Here is a 17,407-nt window from a genome sequence, read left to right as displayed (position 1 = left end):
ACGGGGAGGCGGGGCAGTTCCGCGCCGAGGGTGAGCAGGCGGCCCGCACCGCCCACCGTCATCCCCCCACTGGTGCGCAACCAGCAGCGGGTGGAGGCATGGCCGTGCTGCTTGGCCTGCCCCGCACGATGCACCCGCCCCACCCGATCGGCCAGGGCGCAGGTGATCCGATCCCGGGCGAACAGCAACTCCTCCGCCTCGGCAAGGCACATGTCCACGTCGTCGGGCAGCGGGGTCAGCGCCAGCTCCTGGGCCACCTCACGAACCGACCCCACCACCACCCACGACGACCGCACACCACCCCGACCACGACCACGACCACGACCCCGGCCACGATCACGCCCACCCACACCCTCGGAAGCACCCGCACCCGCACCCGGGCCGCCCGCGCCAGCGCCATTCGCGCCAGCGGCATCCCCACGGGCGGCACCCGCGTCAGATCCCGCGCTGTCGGCGGCGCAACGCGCGGCATTCGTGCCAGCGGCATCCGCTCCAGCGCCGTCCACGCCAGCAGCAGCCGCACGATCGGCAGCTCCACGCGCGGCATTCGCGCCAGCGCCGTTCGTGCCGGCGGCATTCGCCTCGGCGGCAGCTCCACGCGTGGCATCCACGCTGTCGGCAGTCCCACGCGCGGCATCCGCGCCAGCGGCGTCCTCACCGTCAGCATTCCCATGGGTGGCATCCGCGCCAGTGTCGTTCACACCAGCGGCAGCCGCACCGGCGGCAGCCCAACGCGTGGCATCCGCGCCGTCAGTATGGGTGCCTGGGCCGTCCGTGGTCTCGGTGCCTGGGCTGGTGGTGCTACCGCTGCTGGGCGCACCTGTGCGCTGCCGGGGCTCGAAGTTGATGATCGGGAAGGGCTCGCGGGCGGACGAGCCATCAGAGGACCACAGCGGCGAATTGGCGATCAGACGGTCCCACCAGCCGTCATCAGGAGTGTTCGAATGACGAAGGCGCTCAGGATCGATACCGAACGGATCCATCACACCTCCCTCGCTCGATTCGAACTGACGTATGGATTTTCTCACAGTCCGTGAGCGAGTGGCAACTGTGCGAAGCGAATGGCTGGAGCCTCAGGTAGCCCCGAAAAAACACGGGCGTGCCGGGGTGTGCCTGGCGCCGGGCCGGCTTGGGCTTCAGCGGGAGGCCGCGACGAGAGCTGAACAGATCGATGTCATCTGAGGGGCGGACCCCATCCCGAGGAGCTGAACGGCATGCTGCCGCCCGGGACGAAGCCGTACGCAGCGACGACCTTGCGCCCGACGCGAGCCAGACAGGATCCGCCAACGGCCAGGCGCGTGTGGGCCTGGCCCACTTCTCCATGGCCGCGGACAGGATTCGAGGTCGTGCCTCACGCAGCGTGGGCGCAGATCGGGGATGCGCTGTTCCCGGCCGCAATCGCCAATCTCCGAGGTGCCACGCAGACGGGCAGTCAGTCGTCCGACATGTGGGCGGCGGGACTGTCGCATTGAGGGCGACTGTTACACGGTCACCACGGGTACGCCGTCCGGGCGGTCGGCGAGCAGGGCCGCGATGTGGTCCGCGCAGCGGAGAGCTGCCGTGGCCATGGCGTTCCTGATCATCCCGGCGACATGCGGGGTCAGCAGGACGTTGGGGAGGCCGAAGAGTGGCGAGGTGAAGGCGGCGTGCTCGTGCTCGAAGGTGTCGACAGCGGCTGCCGCGAGCGGATATGCGGGGTCGCGCGGCGCGTCGGCCAGGGCCTGCTCGTCGACGATCCCGCCCCGGGCGGTGTTCAGCAGGATCGACCGCGGACGCATCAGCGCCAGCTCCGCCCGCCCGATCAGCCCTCGGGTCTGGGGAGTGAGTGGCAGATGCAGGGAGACCACGTCACTGGTGCGGTCTCGGCGATCAGCGCGGACTCGTCGAAGGCGTCGAAGTCGGTGAAGTCCACCCGGTCGGCCCAGGCAGCCCGTGTCGCGGCGTGATCGGCTACCCGCCGGAGGTTCAACGGGTAGCACTGGACGGCTTTTTCATCACTCGGATTGGGCGCTTCGATGCATGCCTGCCGCCTGTCCAGAGAATGCAAGGGCCCGGACGGCCGGGGCTCAGCGGTCGTACATGAGAGCACGAAAAATCCGGCCAGCACCATGATGCTGGTTTTGGGCGCATGCACAGCTTCTCCCCTCGAGTCGATCAGCCGAGTACGAAGGGAAGCCTTGCGGCCAGGTCGCCGAGTGCCGCCTTCTCGGCCTCGGCCGGGGCACGCCGTCCGGTGCCGACCAGCAACGCGTCCGTGTCGGAGAACGACGCGGGGAAGGCGGCGCCGACGATCTTCTCCAGCATCTCGCGCGACCGGGCGAGCCCCTCGGCGGGCGGCCCGGCCACACCAGGGAGGTGCGCGATCAGGTCGAGGTGGTGCAGCGTCCACTCCAGGACGTACGCCGAAAGGTAGTCGCCGGCGGTGAGAACCTCGCCCCGGGTGCCGACCCGGAGTCGCGGGTCGGCGAGCCCCGCGGCACGGCCCGCGGCGGAGCCGACGTCGTCGAGGTGGAACTTCAGCAGCCGAGGTTCCTCGTAGGCGGCGGCCAGCCGGACGATCAGCGCGTCGAGCGGATCGTCGCCGGTCGGCGGCGTCGCCGAGACCTCCCAGTAGGTCACCGCGTCACGGGTCGGTTCCTTCTCCTCCGGGGTCGCCAGGGTGATCAGGACGTCCTGAGCATCGATCACCAGATGGCACACCAGGTCCCGCACGAGCCAGCCGGCACATCCGGACGGCCGCGCGAAGTCCTCGTCCGGCAGTTCGGCGACCGCCCTGCGCAGCGCCGTCCACGAGTGGGCGAAGAGATCCACACCGGCACGGTAGTGCGGTGCCCCGACGGCGGACAACCGCATTCGGGCGGCCTGTTCGCGTGCACGGCACGCGACAGCCGGCACCCGGCCGCGGTTCCCGCCGGTTCCAACCGTGTCGCCATGAGACCGGCGGCCGTCGAGGGCGCCCCGGGGCTCGCCCGGCACCGAAGTCCCGAACGATGCCGCCGCCATGAAACCGGCGACCGTCGGGGCCGGGCCTGGGGAACTGCCGGTGCCGCGAAAACCGGCGGACGTCAGGGCAGGCCCGCAGACCCGCCGGCACCGTGAGACCGTCCGCCTCTACTGGTCCTGGTTCCCCTCGGCCTGACGCTGCTGCTCGCGGTAGGCGCGACGCTGTTCCTCGGCCCGCTCCCGGCAGCGGCGGAGGAACTCCTCGTCGTCGTCCGGGTTGGAGGGGACGAACCGGCCCGGCCGGTCGTACTCGGGGAAGCTCCCGGTGTTGCCCCTGTACGGCAGCCCGCCGGGCCGCGTCACGGTCTGCGGCCGGCCCGCGAGCAGCCACAGGATCGACCCGACCTCAGGAAGGAACAGGACGATCAGGATCCACGCCCCCTTGGGCAGGTTCCGGCAGTCCTCCTCCGCCGTGACGATCACGTCGAGCAGACAGAAGATCCACAAGGCGAGCAGAACCAGACCGAACCCGCCATATAAGAGGGGCATCCCGAATCCTCCAGTTTCAGACGCGCAGAGCGTAGCGGCTCCGATCTTCGGCTGACGGGCCTTTCCCCGACACGTGATCTTTCCCGATGCGGTGAATCCCGGGACCCCGCGGTGGCGCGCCCGCACGTGCCCGTGTAACACTCACTGTTATAGAACTCTTCGATGAGTTATAGAACGATAGGAGCATGACATGCGAGATGTGCTGACGTGGGGTGAGGCGGCCCCGCCCGACGGGACGATGGGCGTGCCCGGAGCGCGGGGCCGGTTCGGCGCGTACGGCGGGCGGTACGCGCCGGAGTCCCTGGTGGAGGCGTGCCGCGAGGTGGGCGAGGCGTTCCGGGAGGCCTGGGCCGATCCGGGGTTCCGGGGCGCCCTGGCACGGCTGCTCGCCGTCCACGCCGGGCGGCCGACCCCGCTCACCCCCGCCCTCCGCCTGTCGGACGAGCTGGGCGTACGGCTCTGCCTCAAGCGCGAGGACCTCACCCACACCGGATCCCACAAGATCAACAACGTGCTGGGCCAGGCCCTGCTGGCCGTCCGCATGGGACGGCGCAGGCTGATCGCCGAGACCGGCGCGGGCCAGCACGGGGTGGCCACCGCGACCGCCGCCGCGCTGCTCGGGCTGGAGGCCACGGTGTTCATGGGCGAGCGCGACATCGAGCGGCAGGCGCTGAACGTCTTCCGGATGCGCATGCTGGGCGCCGAGGTCATCCCGGTGACCTCGGGCAGCCGTACGCTCAAGGACGCGACCAGCGAGGCCATGCGGGCGTGGGTGGGCGCGACCGGCGACTCCCACTACTGCATCGGCTCGGTCGTCGGGCCGGATCCGTACCCCTGGATGGTCAGGGAGTTTCAGCGGGTCATCGGCGACGAGGCCCGCGCGCAGTGCGCCGCCGAGCTGCGCACCGGCGTGCCGGACCACGTGGTCGCGTGCGTCGGCGGCGGTTCCAACGCGGCCGGCACGTTCGCCGGATTCGCCGACACCGCGGCACGCCTGGTCGGCGTCGAGGCGGAGGGCGGCGCCGGGGCGGCCCGCGGCCGGCTCGGCGTCCTGCACGGCTGCCGCTCGCTGTTCCTGCAGGACGGCGACGGGCAGATCACCCAGGCGCACTCCATCGCCCCCGGGCTCGACTATCCGGGTGTCGGCCCGGAGCACGCCCACCTGCGCGACCTGGGCCGGGCCCGCTACGTCACGGTGACCGACGACGAGGCGGTCGCCGCGGCCGTACGGCTCGCACGCACCGAAGGCATCCTCCCCGCGCTCGAATCGGCGCACGCCCTCGCCTGGGTGATCCGCGCGGCGGGCGACGGCGAGCTCCCCGCGGGATCGACGGTGCTCATGACGTTGTCCGGCCGAGGCGACAAGGACGTCTCCACCCTGAAGGAGCTGCTGTGACCAACCCCACCCTGGCCGCGGGAGCGGTCGAACGCCACCTGCGCGCCCGCCGCGACACCGGCCGCGGGCTGCTCATGCCGTACGTCACCGGGGGGATCGCGCCCGGCTGGACGGACCATCTGCGGGCGTTCGCCGACGCCGGGGCGGACGCGATCGAGGTCGGCCTGCCCTTCTCCGACCCCACGCTGGACGGCGTCACCATCCAGCAGGCGAGCGACCTCGCGCTGGCCCGGGGGGCGAGCACCCGCCGGATCCTCGACGACCTGTCCGCACTGCCGGACCTGGGTGTGCCGCTGGTCGCCAGCACCTACTACAACCTGGTGCTGCACGACGGCCCCGAGGCGTTCTGCGCCGCGCTGCGCCGGGCCGGCGTCACCGGCCTGATCGTGCCCGACCTGCCGGTGAACGAGGCGGACGAGCTGACCGGCGCCGCCGCCGGCGCCGGGATCGAGCCGGCCCTGCTGGCCTCGCCCGCGACCCTGCAACCGCGGCTGGCGGAGATCGCGCGCCACAGCCGCGGGTTCGTCTACGCGGTGTCCCTGATGGGCACCACCGGTGAGCGGGCCGTCCTGGCCGCCTCGGCGGCGGAGCTCACCGGGCGGATCAGGCGCGTCACCGACCTGCCGGTCTTGCTAGGATTCGGCATCTCCACCCCGGACCAGGCACGCGAAGCCCGCCGGCACGCCGACGGCGTGGTGGTCGGTGCCGCGGTCATGCGGCGGGTGCTCGACGGGGCCGGACCGGACGACCTGCGGGTCTTCCTCACGACCCTGCGGCAGGCCCTCGACCAGGAGTGTGACCCACCACGATGACCCCCGACGCCGGGCACGAGGCGAGATACCGCGCCATCGCCGCCGACCTCGCCGCGAAGATCCGGTCGGGACACTACGCCCCGGGGGAGGCCCTGCCGCCGCAGCGCGAGCTGAGCGCCTCCTACGGGGTGACCCTCATGACGCTGCGCCAGGCGTTGCGGCAGCTCAGCGACGAACGGCTGATCGTGCAGCAACCCGGCAAGGGCACGTTCGTCGCCCCGCCCCACCTGGCATACCAGCTGGACTCGCTCCGCAGCCTCGTCGACGACCTGCGCAAACAGGGCCACGACGTACGCACCTCGGTGGCCGGGCGGGCGGTGCGCCGGGCCCCCGCCCGGATCGCCGCCGAGCTGCGGCTGCGTCCCGGCGAGAGCGCGCTGCGGCTGGAGCGGGTCCGGGAGTTCGAGGGACGCCCCGCCGTACATCAGGTGTCGTGGGTCCGCCGGCCGGTGGCCGACCGGATCCGCGACCGCGACTTCACCGTCGTCTCCCTCTACACGGCCCTCGCCGACGCGGGGGTGACGGTCGCACGCGCGTCCGAGGTGGTGCGGCCCGGCCTGCTCGACGCCGCCGCCGCCCGCCACCTCCACGAGCCGCCGGGCAGCCCGGTGCTCGTCAGCACCCGCATCACCTACACCCTCGATGCCACGCCCGTGGTGTCCGACCACGCCACCATCCTCGGCAGCATGATGGAGATCCGCACCGAACGCGCCGCCACCGGCCTGTCCCTCACCTGGGGCGCCACCAGCTGAATCGCGCCCGACCTCGTCCGGCCGGTAAGGCGGTCAGACACCCGGCGCGACCCACAGGCGGACCGCAAGGCCGAGGCCGATCAGCGCGACCAGCCAGCGCAGCAGCCCGGACGGCAGCCGCCGGGTGACCAGCGGACCGAGCGTCGATCCGGCGAACAGCCCCACGGCGAGCGGGACGACGGCGGCCCACTCGACGGGCCCGAAGAGGACGAATCCGGCGGCGGAGACCAGGGCGCCGGCACCGAGGAGCATGTTCTTCAGGGCGTTGGCGGCGGGCAGCCGCGGCTCGGCGGTCACCAAGAGGAGGGCGAGGATCATCACCCCCGACCCCGCGCCGAAATATCCGTTGTAGACCGACAGGGCGGTCAGCCCGAGCGGGAGGACGGCGTCGGGTGAACCACGCCGTTCGTGGCGCAGCGCGAGGCGGGGTTGCGCGAGCAGCGCCAGCGAACCCCCGGCCACGAGGAACGGCACGACGCGGGCGAAGACACCGGGCGGGGTGGACAGCAGCAACGCCGACCCCGCCGCCCCGCCGAGCGCCGCCAGCGGCACCCACCGCCGCAGCCACGGCGCCCTCCCGCGCAGCTCGGGCTGGGAGGCCAGGGCCGAGCCCGGCCAGCAGGCGACGAGCGCGACGATGTTGGCCACGTTCGCCGCGAGGGCGGGAAGGCCCGCCGCGAGCAGGGCCGGATAGGAGATGAGCGAGGTGATGCCGCCCGCGGTGCCGACCAGCCCGGCGAGCACCCCTGCGGCGGCCAGCAGCACGGCGTCCCCGAACCCCGTCACGAGCCCCGTCACGAGCCCTGTCACGAGCCCCGTCACGAGCCCGGTCACAGTGCCCGTCACGAGGCCGGGCGCGCCCCGGCGTCCGGCGGGGGCGTCTCGACCGGGAACAGGATCGGGCTGAGCAGATGCCGCCTGCGCCGCGGCGCGGGCTCGTTCGTCATCCGCGCGACGATGACCGCGCGCAGCTCCGCGATCATCTCGGCGCGTTCCTCCGGGCTCAGCCACAGCACGTGCTGCCGATAACCCACCTCGTCGGCCGCGGGATCGGCGCCGTCCAGGCCGAGGTAGGCGTCGAACTCGGAGATCAGCGCGGCCATCGCCGTGGCGAACGTGCGCCGGTGGTCCTCCGGCGTCATCGCCGCCACGGTGCCGGCGTCGATCACCACCCGCTCGCGCAGCCGGTAGCGCCGTTCCACCGCGCCGCGCACCCGGTGCTCGCCGTCCACCTCCAGCACGCCGGCGTCGGCGAGCGCGGCGACGTGGCGATAGACGGTCGCCTTGTGCACCTCCGATATGCGCTCGCACAACTGCGCGGTCGTGAGGACCCGCCCACCGGCGAGCGCCTGCACGACGCGCAGCCGCACCGGATGCGCGAGCACCTCCATCACGTCCATGGTCCGAATGATCGCACGTGTGCTACCGTTCGCAGAAATGCGAACAATCAGAGGAGAGGGCGGCATGGGACGACCGGCATCGGAGACGACGGCCCCGCCCCTGGGGCGCCTGTACGACGTCGGAGAGCGGCGGTTGATGCTGCACCGCTCGGGCTCGGGCGGGCCGAGCGTGGTGTTCCTGCCCGGCGCGGGCCTGGTGGGCCTCGACTTCCTGAACGTCCAGGAGGGCGCCGCGGCCTTCGCCACGAGCGTGCTCTACGACCGCGGCGGCACGGGCTGGAGCGAGCCGGCGCCTCTCCCCCGCCGCGCGACCGAGGTCGCCGCCGAACTGCGCGGCCTTCTGCGGGCCACGGCGGTTCCCGGGCCGTTCCTCCTCGTGGGACACTCCCTCGGCGCGTTCTACGCGCGCCGCTACGCGCAGCTCTTCCCGGACGAGGTCGCCGGGCTCCTCCTGCTCGACCCCGGCCATGAGGACATCCTCGACCACATGCCGGCACAGGCCGCCGACCTGGCCGAGCGGATGCGGCCCGACCCGGCGCGGATGCCGGAGCTGACCGGCGAGCAGCGCCGGGCCGCCCGCGAGGCGTACGCCCGCCTGTACGCCGAGTGGCCCGCGCCGTTGCGCGAGGCGCTGATCGGCCACCACCTGGCGTCGTGGCGGACGAGCCTGCGCGAGACGGAGAACTTCGAGACCGAGGTCTACGACGAGCTGCGGGCCGGCGGGCCGCTGCCCGACGTCCCGCTCATCGTGCTGACCGCGGGCGGCGTGAACCCCTACTGGGCGAAGTTCCTGCCCGAGGAGGTGATGCGCGAGGCGCACGACGGGGTGCGCGCCCTGCACGCGGCGATGGCCCGCTCGGTGCCCAGGGGACGGCAGCGCGTGGTCGACGGCGCCTCCCACCAATACCTGCACGTCGAGCGGGCCGACGAGGTGCTGCGGGCGATCCGCGACCTCATGACGGCCATCTGAGCCCGCGTCACAAGGCGGCGCCCGCCGACCGCCGCCAGGCGTCGATCACCGCGCGTTCCTCGTCGGGGTCGAGCCCGGGCGGGAACGCCGGGATCTCGCCCGACCCGGTCAGCCACGCCCAGGTGTCGGCGACCGTCTCCACCACCGGACGGCACCGCAGGCCGGTCGCCATGGCCCGGCCGACGTCGGTGCGGATGAACCCGGCCAGCGCGGGACCGGGCGGGATCCAGCCCGGCAGCGCCGCCCACCGGTCGATCCCGGCCGCCTCGATCGCCTCGGGCTCGACCCAGACCGGCTCGGCGAGCCCGCCGGTGACCGCGACCGCGGACTCCAGCAGGTCGCGGGTCGTGCAGTGCCCCTCCGGGTTGACCAGGTTGACCGGGCCCCGCACCCCGCGCTCGGCCGCGTCGAGCAGCCAGGCGACGAGGTCGCGTACGTCCACGTAGCGGAACGGCTGGCCGGCCGGGCCGGGGGCGAGCATCTCCCCGCCCCGCGCCGCGCGCAGCAGCCAGTGCGGCAGCTGCCCGGGAAGCTCGTGCGGCCCGAGGATCAGCCCGGCGCGGGCCAGCACGGCGCGGTCGCCGAACGCCTCCTCCACGGCGAGCTCGCCGCCCCGCTTGTTGGGGGCGTAGTCGACGTCCTCGGCGTCCGCCGACGCCTCGACCGTGGGCCAGTCCTCGTTCAGGCCGGCCGGCGTCGGGGGCGCGTACACCGCCCGGCTGGAGACGTACACGTACCTGTCCGCGCACCCGGCCAGGGCGCGGGCGCTGTCGCGTACGACCCGGGGCGCGCCGGCCCAGGTGTCCACCACGACGTCCCACCGGCCCTCGGCGAGCGGGGCCAGGCCGGCCGGGCGGAGCCGGTCGCCGGTCACCGCCCGGGCTTCGGGGTGGGCCCATCCGGCGCGCCCGCGCGTGAAGGTGGTGACGTGCCAGCCGCGTTCCACGGCGGCCGTGACCACCCACCGGCCGACGAACGTCGTGCCGCCCAGCACCAGCAACCGCATGCCGTTCATCACTGTCTCCTGATCCGGTAGAGAACGTGGCGGCGCAGCGGGTGACCCGCGGGGAGCGCCGGGTGGTCGAAGTCATCGGCCGGGTCGTGTGTCATCCCGAGCCGCCGCATGACCGCCTGCGAGCGGACGTTCTGCACCGCGGTGAACGAGACGACCTCGGTCAGCCCGGCCCGGCCGAACCCGTCCTCCAGCGACGCCCGCGCCGCCTCCGTGGCGTACCCCCGGCCCCAGGCGGAGCGGGCGAGCCGCCAGCCGATCTCCACGCACGGCGTGAAGGGGGCGGTGAACCTCGGGACCGACAGCCCGGTGAAGCCGATGAACTCGCCGTCGGCCTCGACGGCCCACAGACCGAACCCGTGCTCGTCGAACCCGGCCTCGATGCGCTCGGCCAGCGCGTCGCTGTCCTCCCGGGAGAGCGTGGCCGGGAAGTGCTCCATGACGACGGGATCGGCGTTCAGCGCGGCGAAGGGCTCCTTGTCGTCCTCGCGCCAGCGCCGCAGCACGAGCCGTTCTGTCCTGATCGAATCGGCCACCCGCCGACGATAGTGCACGCAGGCTTTGGCCCCCGATGACGGTCCCCGATGCGGGGGGCGGGAGAAAGCAGAGGCGGAAGTCGGCTAGAGTCGTTCGTGGCCGATGTGGTTTGTGTCCCCCGGGCCGCAATCACCGCCTTCACGGAATACCGTCCGGCTGGAGCCGTGTTGTGCATCTCGCCGAGGAGGCGACCGCCACATCGGCCCTCGACGTGGGCGCCCCGCGAGACTCGTTCTCGCGGGGCGCCGCTCTCTTTCCCGGTCGTTCAACTGCGTCTTCTCACCAGGCCCGGCCCGCGGGCAGGTGCGCCAGGCCGGGCGCGGACAGGTGCAGCACCTCGTAGCGGTCCGCGTCCGCGTACGCGCCGGGCACCTCCCGCTCCCACAGCGCGAACGTCAGCAGCCGCCAGTGGTGCGGATCCACGGCGAGCGCGGCGGTGTGCAGGCCCCCGGCGCGGCCCAGATCACGCAGTTCGGCGAGGGCGGCGGTCACCTGATCCTCAAGGCCGGCCGTGGCGGGCAGCTCGGTCAGCCGTCGCGACGCCGCGCGGGGCCGCGTCTCCCGGGCCTGACCGGCCTCGGCGGCCAGGCCCGTCCAGTGCCGCACGACCGGCCTGCCGAAGTCGGCGACGATGCCCTGGAAACCGCCCCCGCCGACGAGGAACTCGCCCATCCTCCCGGGGTCGTTCCACAGGTAGAACGGCGCGTACTGGTTGACCGGCGACCCGGCGACGCCCCGCTCGCGGACCAGGTAGGCCTTCAGGCCGAGCCCGGCCCGGTCGTCGAGGGCGTGGCCGCGCGTGGCCACCCGCTCGCGGATGATCGTCATGTCGTAGCCGGCGGGCAGGGTGATCTCGTACTGCATCGCATACACGGCGGGTCTCTCCGGTGGCTCAGGGGTGGGACAGCAGGGCGAGCACGCCCTCGACGGCCTGGTGGAACGGCTCGGGCGTGCCGGCCGCGCGGGCCAGGACATATCCGCCCTGCAGCACCGCCACGATCGTCGCGGCGGTCGCGCCCGGATCGAGACCGGCGTCGAGCTCGCCCAGGTCGCGTCCCTCGGCCAGCACCTCCGCGAGCCGGTCGCGCAGCCACGCGAACGTCTCCTCCACCGGCCGCCGCAGCGCCGGATCGGCCATGACGTCGGGGTCCTGGGTGAGCCGGCCGATCGGGCAGCCCCGCAGCACCTCCCGCTCGCGCCGCAGGTAGGCCGACACGCGCTCGACGGCCGTGCCCGGGCCGCCCAGGATCTCCTCCACCCCGGCGCGCATCTCCTCCGCCGTACGGGTGATCGCGGCCAGCGCAAGGTCGGGCTTCCCGGAAAAGTGGTGATACATGCTGCCCTGACCGGCTCCCGCCCGCTGCTGGATGGCCCGCGGGCTGGTGCCGACGTAGCCGCGTTCCCAGAGCAGTTCGCGGGTGCTCTCGATCAGGCGGTCCGGTGTGCTCACGCCGTACATACTAGTAGGTACAGAGAACTGTTGGTGAAGCCGTACAAAACATGAGGCGGTGTGTTGCAGGGGTCATACACCTGAGCAGGGGTCGGGGCGGCCTAGGGTATTCCCGTCGGACCGGAGAAGGAGAGGCCGTGCTCTACCCCGCCCTGAAGTTCGTCAGCGTTCCCGTCATGCACGCACTGTGGCGGCCGCGAACGGAAGGACGCGAGCACGTCCCCGCGCACGGGCCCGCGATCCTCGCCTCCAACCACCTGTCCGTGCTCGACTCGTTCTTCATGCCGGCCGTCGTTCCGCGCATGGTGCGGTTCGTGGCGAAGAAGGAGTACTTCACCGGCAACCCCGTCGTGGCGGCGTGGATGCGCGCGATGGGGGCGATGGAGATCGACCGGGAGAACGTCTCCGCCGCCCAGGACATGCTCGACGCCGCGGTGGAGGTGCTGAAGGCGGGCGAGCTGTTCGGCATCTACCCCGAGGGCACCCGCTCCCCCGACGGCCGGCTCTATCGGGGGAAGGTCGGCGTGGCCTGGCTGTCGCTGACCACCGGCGCCCCGGTCGTGCCCGTCGCCATGATCGGCACCGAGAAGGTGCTGCCGCCCGGCACCTCGGTGCCGCGCCTGCACAGCATCGGCGTGCGGTTCGGCGAGCCGATGACCTTCACCGGCGACGCGGGCAACGCCCGCGACCGGCGGAGGGTGACCGACGAGGTCATGGCCGCGATCCAGCGCCTGTCCGGCCAGGAGTACGTCCCCCGGTACGGCGCCAGCGTCAAGGGCTCCGGCGAAGCCGGAGTGTGAACGACGGCGGACCCCGCTAGGCTCTGAACCCGACCGCAGGGCCGTCGTTGGGAGTGCGCGTGCCGCGAGGACGTACCATCGCGATCTCCGCAGCCGTGGCCGTCGTGGTGGCCGGAGCGGCCGCCGGGGGCGCCTACTACGTGTTCCACACGCGCGGCACTCCGCAGGAGACGGCCGCGCGGTTCACCGCGGCCTGGTCGAAGGGCGACCTCGCGGCCATGAAGGCCGAGCTCGCCACGCCCGCCGCGGGCTTCGACGCGGCGTACGCCGAGCTCACCAAGAACCTCGGCGTGGCGAAGGTCACCGTGCGCGACGTGCGGGCCGGCGCGGCGAAGGACGACCGGGCGACCGCCTCCTACACCGCCACCGCCACGGTGAAGAACGTCGGCGACTGGACCTACCAGGGCTCGCTCAAGCTCGTGGTCAAGGACCACTACTGGAAGGTCGACTGGTCGCCGTCCGCGGTCCACCCCGCGCTCGACGGGACCAACCACCTGGCGCTGAAGACGTCGTGGCCGCAGCGGGCCGCCATCACCGACGCCAACGGCGACCGCATCGACGGCGGCGACGTGGGCGGCTCGGTGCAGCAGCTCGTGGGCTTCCTCGACAAGGCGACGGACAAGGACGTCGAGAAGCTGGGCACCGCCTACAAGAAGGGCGACGCCGTGGGCCGCGGCGGCCTGCAGGAGACGTTCCAGAAGCAGCTCGCCGGCACTCCGACCACCGAGATCCAGGTGGTCGGCGACAGCCGTAAGACCCTGCACACCGTCAAGGGCTCCCCCGGCAAGGACCTGCGGACCAGCCTCGACCTGAAGGTGCAGCAGGCCGCAGCGGACGCCGTACGCGATCTGGACAAACCCGCCTCGCTCGTCGCCGTCAGGCCCTCGACGGGCGAGATCCTCGCCGTCGTGAACAACAGGGGCGGCTTCAACCGCGCCCTGGACGGCAAGTACCCCCCGGGATCCACGTTCAAGACGGTCACTGCCGCCGGGCTGCTGGCCGAGGGACTGACGCCGTCGAGCCGGGTGACCTGCCCCAAGGAGGCGGTCGTCGGCGGGCTGAAGATCCGCAACTCCGACCACGAGGCGTTCGGGTCGCTGTCGTTCCTCGACTCCTACGCCCACTCGTGCAACACGACGTTCGCGCCGCTCGCCGCGCAGAAGCTGGGCGCGCGCAAGCTGTACGACATGGCGACGAACCTGGGCTTCAACCGGCCGCTGCGCATCGGCGTCCCGGCGACCCCCGGCAGCATGCCGAAGGCCACCAGCGACGCCGAGCTCGCCGCGGAGGCGTTCGGGCAGGCGAGGATCACCGCGAGCCCGCTGGTGATCGCGACCGTGGCCGCGGCGGTGGCCGACGGCTCCTGGCGGCCGCCCACCCTGGTGCCCTCGCTGCAGCAGAAGACCGCTCCCGAGAAGCTGCCGGACGAGGTCGTCGAGCCCCTGCGGTCGATGATGCGGGCCGTGGTCACCAAGGGCACCGCCCACGGCGCCGGGCTGCCCGCGGGGACCGCGGGCAAGACCGGGACCGCCGAGTTCGGCACCGGGCCCAAGCTCGACTCGCACGCCTGGTTCATGGGCTTCCGCGGCGACCTGGCCTTCGCCGTCGTCGTGGAGGGCGGCGGCATGGGCGGCTCGGTCGCCGCCCCGGTCGCCGCGCACTTCCTCAAGTCCCTGTCCTGATGAGGCCGAGGGCGCACGTCACGTGACGGCCGCATCGAGGTCGCCGCTTCACGGCGCCTCGTGGGCTCCGCTAAACCGGCAGAGCGGCGGCGTCGTGCCGCAGGGCCATGACCAGCAGGGTCGCGATCAACGTGGCGATGAGCAACCAGCTCACCGCGATGATCACGGTGGAGCGGCCCGGCAGGCGGCGGCCCGTGCCTCGCCCCTGCCGTCCGCGCTCCGCACGGTGGTTGAACGACTCGAGCCTGGCCGCAAGCTTCGGGTCCTCATCCGTGAGGTGCCGCTCGATCATCGCCAGCATCCGCTCTTCGTCCTGCGACCAGGCCATCGCGCAACTCTCCCAGAACGCAAGGTATGTGCCGACGTTCTGCCCAACGATGAAGATCGTTAGCCGTTTCCAGGGCCGCGATTTACGACGCGTTGTAAGTTGCGATCTCCATCGAACCTCTGTTCTAATCTGAGGGTGCGGTGGGACCGGTTGCGGCTCGAAACGGGGGAAGGCGCACAGGGAGAGACGACTCCCCTGTTCGCGCGGTCGGCGGTGACCCGGACCTTCGACACCCCGGAGTTCCGGGGCGTCACCTTCTACGAGATCCACGCACGGTCGATCATCAACCGGGTCCCCTCGGCCAGCCGGGTCCCGTTCGAGTGGACGATCAATCCCTACCGGGGCTGCACCCACGCGTGCACGTACTGCTTCGCCCGCAGGACGCACGAATATCTCGACCTGGACTCCGGGCGGGACTTCGACTCGAAGATCATCGTGAAGGTCAACGCCCCCGACCTCGTACGGAGGGAACTGGCGGCGCCCCGGTGGGGCGGGCACCCCATCGCCATGGGGACCAACGTCGACTGCTACCAGCGGGCCGAGGGCCGATACCGGCTGATGCCGGGCATCCTCGCGGCGCTGCGGGACGCCCGCAACCCGTTCTCGATCCTCACCAAGGGCTCACTGATCCTGCGCGACCTCGATCTGCTCGCCGAGGCCGCACAGGTGACCGACGTCAGCACGGCCGTCTCGATCGGGTTCACCGACGAGTCGCTGTGGCGGGCCGTCGAGCCGGGCACCCCTTCCCCGCGCAAGCGGCTGGAGGTGTGCGCCACGCTGAACGAGCACGGCATCCCCTGCGGCGTGCTCATGGCGCCGATCCTCCCCTATCTGGGCGACTCCCCGCAGGCGCTGGAGGCCACCGTGCGCCGCATCGCCGAGACCGGCGCGACGCACGTCACGCCGATCGTGCTCCACCTGCGGCCGGGCGCACGCGAGTGGTTCATGGCCTGGCTGTCGCGCGAGCACCCCCGGCTCGTCCCCCGTTACCTGGAGCTGTACGGCCGGGGCGCCTACGCCCCCAAGGCATACCAGGAACGGATCGGCCACGCCGTGCGCGCGCTCGCCCGCAAGTACGGCATCGGCCGGTCGGCCCCGCGCGGCGATCAGGCACCAGGAACGGGCGGCGGCGATCGCACCGCCGAGGCGGGTGGCAACGCCGCGGCCGACGCGGGTGGCGCCCGTTCCTGGCGACGGCCCGGCGAGCGGCCGGCTCCCTCGCCCGCACCACCCGCGCCGCCCGAACAGCTCACGCTCCTTTAGGCAACCGCTGGCGGTAAGCGGCCGTCGGGGGGATAGGCGGCGGTGCGGCCGCTCCTGCTCGGCCCCGGAGCGGACGGGCCGGTCAGGTGTCACCGGCCGATGGCGGCACGGCGAAGGCACCGGCGGATGCGGCGAGAGCGGCGGTTCTGGCCGCCTGGCCGGGCAGGTCCGGGCCGGGCGGCGTGCGGAGAAGCATTAACTGGTGATACACGGGGGCCGTGGCGGCGATGAGCAGTCGCCGGGCGTCCGTGCCCGGCGGGAGTTCGGCGCGCTCGACTGCCCGGCGGACGATGACCTCGCACCGGGCGTACCGGTCCTCCCAGAGCCGCCGTTGGGCGTGATCGGCCTGCTCGGAGCGGAACGAAGCGGCGATCAGGGCCGCCACGATCGGCGGCTGTGCGGTGAGCGCGTCCTGGATCTCGCGGTTCAGTGCCGCCAGGTCGCCCTCCAGAGAACCAGTGTCCGGGGGCTGCCAGGCGTCGTCGCCCGCCGCGTCCAGGACGTCGGCGAGCAGGCCGCCGACGTCTCCCCAGCGCCGGTACACCGTCGCGCGGTGCACACCCGAGCGGGCGGCGACGGAGTCGACGGTGAGCCCGTCATAACCGTGCTCTCCGAGCTCGGCGAGCACCGCGTCGAGCACCTGCCTGCGGATACGGGCGGTACGGCCGCCGGGGCGGCGCCGGGGCGGCGGCACGGGCCTGGCGCCCTCCGGCTCTGGTGTGGAAGAAGTCATCGCTGGTGGTCCGGTTGCTCAACGGAACGGCGGCATGCAAGGATCTTAACGCACCAACTGTCGCAGTAGTGATGCCATCGACCCTCTTCGAAGCGTTGGCCAGGAAGGAAACGACGCGCGATGCCGGCTGTGCCCCCCCGACCCGACCGTGCTGCATCCGATGCCCGGGCAACCGCGGGTGGTGTTGCTGAAGCCGCTGATCACCTCGCCGCTGATCGAGGTCGGCGAGTTCTCGTACTATGACGACCCGGACGATCCGACCGCGTTCGAGACCCGCAACGTGCTGTACCACTACGGGCCCGAGAAGCTGGTCATCGGGAAGTTCTGCGCTCTGGGTGAGGGCGTGCGGTTCATCATGAACGGTGCCAACCATCGCATGGACGGACCTTCGACGTTCCCGTTCCCGATCATGGGCGGGTCCTGGGCTGAGCACTTCGACCTCATCACGGGCCTGCCCGGACGGGGCGACACGGTGGTGGGCAACGACGTCTGGCTCGGATACCGGTCGATGGTGATGCCCGGTGTACGCGTCGGCCACGGAGCGATCATCGCCTCCGGCTCGGTCGTCGCGGACGACGTCCCCGACTACGGCATCGCCGCCGGCAACCCCGCCAGGCTCATCCGCCACCGCTACGGCGACAGGGACATCGAGCGCCTCCTCGCGCTGGCCTGGTGGGACTGGCCGCTCCAGCACATCACCGACCACATCCGCACGATCATGTCCGGAAGCATCGACGACCTGGAGAACGCGGCGCCGCCGCTCCCCCACGGATGATCCGG

At 72.4% G+C, this 17,407-nt stretch carries 22 protein-coding genes; 8 read left to right on the top strand and 14 right to left on the bottom strand.

Annotation, left to right across the window (positions count from 1 at the left end):
* From HCK04_RS10875 to HCK04_RS10850, 6 genes are all read right to left on the bottom strand, one after another.
* Nucleotides 1–257, bottom strand: a 257-nt coding sequence (locus HCK04_RS10875; RefSeq protein ID WP_142647029.1) for a hypothetical protein, incomplete at its 3' end; no start/stop codon positions are given.
* Complete coding sequence (locus HCK04_RS10870; RefSeq protein WP_142647028.1) at nucleotides 236–538, bottom strand: hypothetical protein; 303 nt, start codon at nucleotides 536–538, stop codon at nucleotides 236–238. The genes HCK04_RS10870 and HCK04_RS10875, both read right to left, overlap by 22 nt.
* A gap of 943 nt (nucleotides 539–1,481) precedes the next feature.
* Complete coding sequence (locus HCK04_RS10865; RefSeq protein ID WP_260617192.1) at nucleotides 1,482–1,847, bottom strand: NAD(P)-dependent oxidoreductase; 366 nt, start codon at nucleotides 1,845–1,847, stop codon at nucleotides 1,482–1,484.
* Nucleotides 1,802–2,134, bottom strand: a complete 333-nt coding sequence (locus HCK04_RS42160; protein ID WP_168065766.1) for a hypothetical protein — start codon at nucleotides 2,132–2,134, stop codon at nucleotides 1,802–1,804. Before HCK04_RS42160 ends, HCK04_RS10865 begins: the two co-directional genes overlap by 46 nt.
* Nucleotides 2,135–2,154: 20 nt before the next feature.
* Nucleotides 2,155–2,811: a maleylpyruvate isomerase N-terminal domain-containing protein gene (locus HCK04_RS10855; RefSeq protein ID WP_142647027.1), complete on the bottom strand. Its 657-nt coding sequence runs from the start codon at nucleotides 2,809–2,811 to the stop codon at nucleotides 2,155–2,157.
* A gap of 300 nt (nucleotides 2,812–3,111) precedes the next feature.
* Complete coding sequence (locus HCK04_RS10850) at nucleotides 3,112–3,492, bottom strand: PLDc N-terminal domain-containing protein (protein ID WP_142647026.1); 381 nt, start codon at nucleotides 3,490–3,492, stop codon at nucleotides 3,112–3,114.
* A gap of 190 nt (nucleotides 3,493–3,682) precedes the next feature.
* Between HCK04_RS10850 and trpB the strand changes: the two genes are divergently transcribed.
* The 3 genes from trpB to HCK04_RS10835 are packed head-to-tail and all read left to right on the top strand — an operon-like array spanning nucleotide 3,683 to nucleotide 6,452.
* On the top strand, nucleotides 3,683–4,888 hold the full coding sequence (gene trpB / locus HCK04_RS10845) for a tryptophan synthase subunit beta (protein ID WP_205830072.1): 1,206 nt from the start codon (nucleotides 3,683–3,685) through the stop codon (nucleotides 4,886–4,888).
* On the top strand, nucleotides 4,885–5,700 hold the full coding sequence (gene trpA / locus HCK04_RS10840; RefSeq protein ID WP_142647025.1) for a tryptophan synthase subunit alpha: 816 nt from the start codon (nucleotides 4,885–4,887) through the stop codon (nucleotides 5,698–5,700). The genes trpB and trpA overlap by 4 nt, the downstream gene beginning before the upstream one ends.
* The gene (locus HCK04_RS10835; RefSeq protein WP_142647024.1) at nucleotides 5,697–6,452 is read left to right on the top strand and encodes a GntR family transcriptional regulator; all 756 of its coding nucleotides are present in this window, start codon (nucleotides 5,697–5,699) and stop codon (nucleotides 6,450–6,452) included. Before trpA ends, HCK04_RS10835 begins: the two co-directional genes overlap by 4 nt.
* Nucleotides 6,453–6,485: 33 nt before the next feature.
* Here HCK04_RS10835 and HCK04_RS10830 read toward each other — a convergent pair whose 3' ends face one another.
* Both HCK04_RS10830 and HCK04_RS10825 read right to left on the bottom strand, forming a co-directional pair.
* Entirely contained in the window at nucleotides 6,486–7,298 is an 813-nt protein-coding gene (locus HCK04_RS10830) for a sulfite exporter TauE/SafE family protein (protein WP_260617191.1), read from the bottom strand.
* The gene (locus tag HCK04_RS10825; RefSeq protein WP_142647023.1) at nucleotides 7,295–7,852 is read right to left on the bottom strand and encodes a helix-turn-helix domain-containing protein; all 558 of its coding nucleotides are present in this window, start codon (nucleotides 7,850–7,852) and stop codon (nucleotides 7,295–7,297) included. Before HCK04_RS10825 ends, HCK04_RS10830 begins: the two co-directional genes overlap by 4 nt.
* 64 nt (nucleotides 7,853–7,916) lie before the next feature.
* Between HCK04_RS10825 and HCK04_RS10820 the strand changes: the two genes are divergently transcribed.
* A complete protein-coding gene (locus tag HCK04_RS10820; protein ID WP_205830071.1) occupies nucleotides 7,917–8,822 on the top strand; it encodes an alpha/beta hydrolase in 906 nt (301 codons plus the stop codon).
* A gap of 7 nt (nucleotides 8,823–8,829) precedes the next feature.
* On the opposite strand, the gene HCK04_RS10815 is transcribed toward HCK04_RS10820, so the two are convergent.
* From HCK04_RS10815 to HCK04_RS10800, 4 genes are all read right to left on the bottom strand, one after another.
* The gene (locus tag HCK04_RS10815) at nucleotides 8,830–9,837 is read right to left on the bottom strand and encodes an NAD-dependent epimerase/dehydratase family protein (protein ID WP_240971245.1); all 1,008 of its coding nucleotides are present in this window, start codon (nucleotides 9,835–9,837) and stop codon (nucleotides 8,830–8,832) included.
* Entirely contained in the window at nucleotides 9,837–10,370 is a 534-nt protein-coding gene (locus HCK04_RS10810; protein ID WP_260617190.1) for a GNAT family N-acetyltransferase, read from the bottom strand. Before HCK04_RS10810 ends, HCK04_RS10815 begins: the two co-directional genes overlap by 1 nt.
* Nucleotides 10,371–10,650: 280 nt before the next feature.
* Nucleotides 10,651–11,235 carry a DUF4865 family protein gene (locus HCK04_RS10805; protein WP_205830070.1) on the bottom strand — a complete coding sequence of 195 codons (585 nt, stop codon included), beginning with the start codon at nucleotides 11,233–11,235 and terminating at the stop codon, nucleotides 10,651–10,653.
* Between the two features lie 28 nt (nucleotides 11,236–11,263).
* The gene (locus HCK04_RS10800) at nucleotides 11,264–11,821 is read right to left on the bottom strand and encodes a TetR/AcrR family transcriptional regulator (RefSeq protein WP_142647021.1); all 558 of its coding nucleotides are present in this window, start codon (nucleotides 11,819–11,821) and stop codon (nucleotides 11,264–11,266) included.
* A gap of 137 nt (nucleotides 11,822–11,958) precedes the next feature.
* On the opposite strand from HCK04_RS10800, the gene HCK04_RS10795 reads away from it, so the two are divergent.
* Both HCK04_RS10795 and HCK04_RS10790 read left to right on the top strand, forming a co-directional pair.
* On the top strand, nucleotides 11,959–12,621 hold the full coding sequence (locus HCK04_RS10795; protein ID WP_260617189.1) for a lysophospholipid acyltransferase family protein: 663 nt from the start codon (nucleotides 11,959–11,961) through the stop codon (nucleotides 12,619–12,621).
* Nucleotides 12,622–12,680: 59 nt separating this feature from the next.
* Nucleotides 12,681–14,303, top strand: a complete 1,623-nt coding sequence (locus tag HCK04_RS10790; RefSeq protein WP_142647020.1) for a penicillin-binding transpeptidase domain-containing protein — start codon at nucleotides 12,681–12,683, stop codon at nucleotides 14,301–14,303.
* A 70-nt stretch (nucleotides 14,304–14,373) separates the two neighbouring features.
* On the opposite strand, the gene HCK04_RS10785 is transcribed toward HCK04_RS10790, so the two are convergent.
* Complete coding sequence (locus HCK04_RS10785) at nucleotides 14,374–14,631, bottom strand: DUF3040 domain-containing protein (protein ID WP_142647019.1); 258 nt, start codon at nucleotides 14,629–14,631, stop codon at nucleotides 14,374–14,376.
* Nucleotides 14,632–14,766: 135 nt separating this feature from the next.
* Here HCK04_RS10785 and HCK04_RS10780 point away from each other — a divergent pair, with 135 nt between their 5' ends.
* On the top strand, nucleotides 14,767–15,894 hold the full coding sequence (locus tag HCK04_RS10780) for an Rv2578c family radical SAM protein (protein WP_142647018.1): 1,128 nt from the start codon (nucleotides 14,767–14,769) through the stop codon (nucleotides 15,892–15,894).
* An 82-nt stretch (nucleotides 15,895–15,976) separates the two neighbouring features.
* Here HCK04_RS10780 and HCK04_RS10775 read toward each other — a convergent pair whose 3' ends face one another.
* Nucleotides 15,977–16,627 carry a TetR/AcrR family transcriptional regulator gene (locus tag HCK04_RS10775; RefSeq protein WP_142647017.1) on the bottom strand — a complete coding sequence of 217 codons (651 nt, stop codon included), beginning with the start codon at nucleotides 16,625–16,627 and terminating at the stop codon, nucleotides 15,977–15,979.
* Between the two features lie 160 nt (nucleotides 16,628–16,787).
* Between HCK04_RS10775 and HCK04_RS10770 the strand changes: the two genes are divergently transcribed.
* A complete protein-coding gene (locus tag HCK04_RS10770) occupies nucleotides 16,788–17,402 on the top strand; it encodes a CatB-related O-acetyltransferase (protein ID WP_142647016.1) in 615 nt (204 codons plus the stop codon).
* Nucleotides 17,403–17,407 lie beyond the last annotated feature (5 nt).

The organism is Microbispora sp. CL1-1 (assembly GCF_012034195.1).
In the GTDB taxonomy this organism is placed as follows: domain Bacteria; phylum Actinomycetota; class Actinomycetes; order Streptosporangiales; family Streptosporangiaceae; genus Microbispora.
This window is presented reverse-complemented; position numbering and strand designations above follow the sequence as displayed.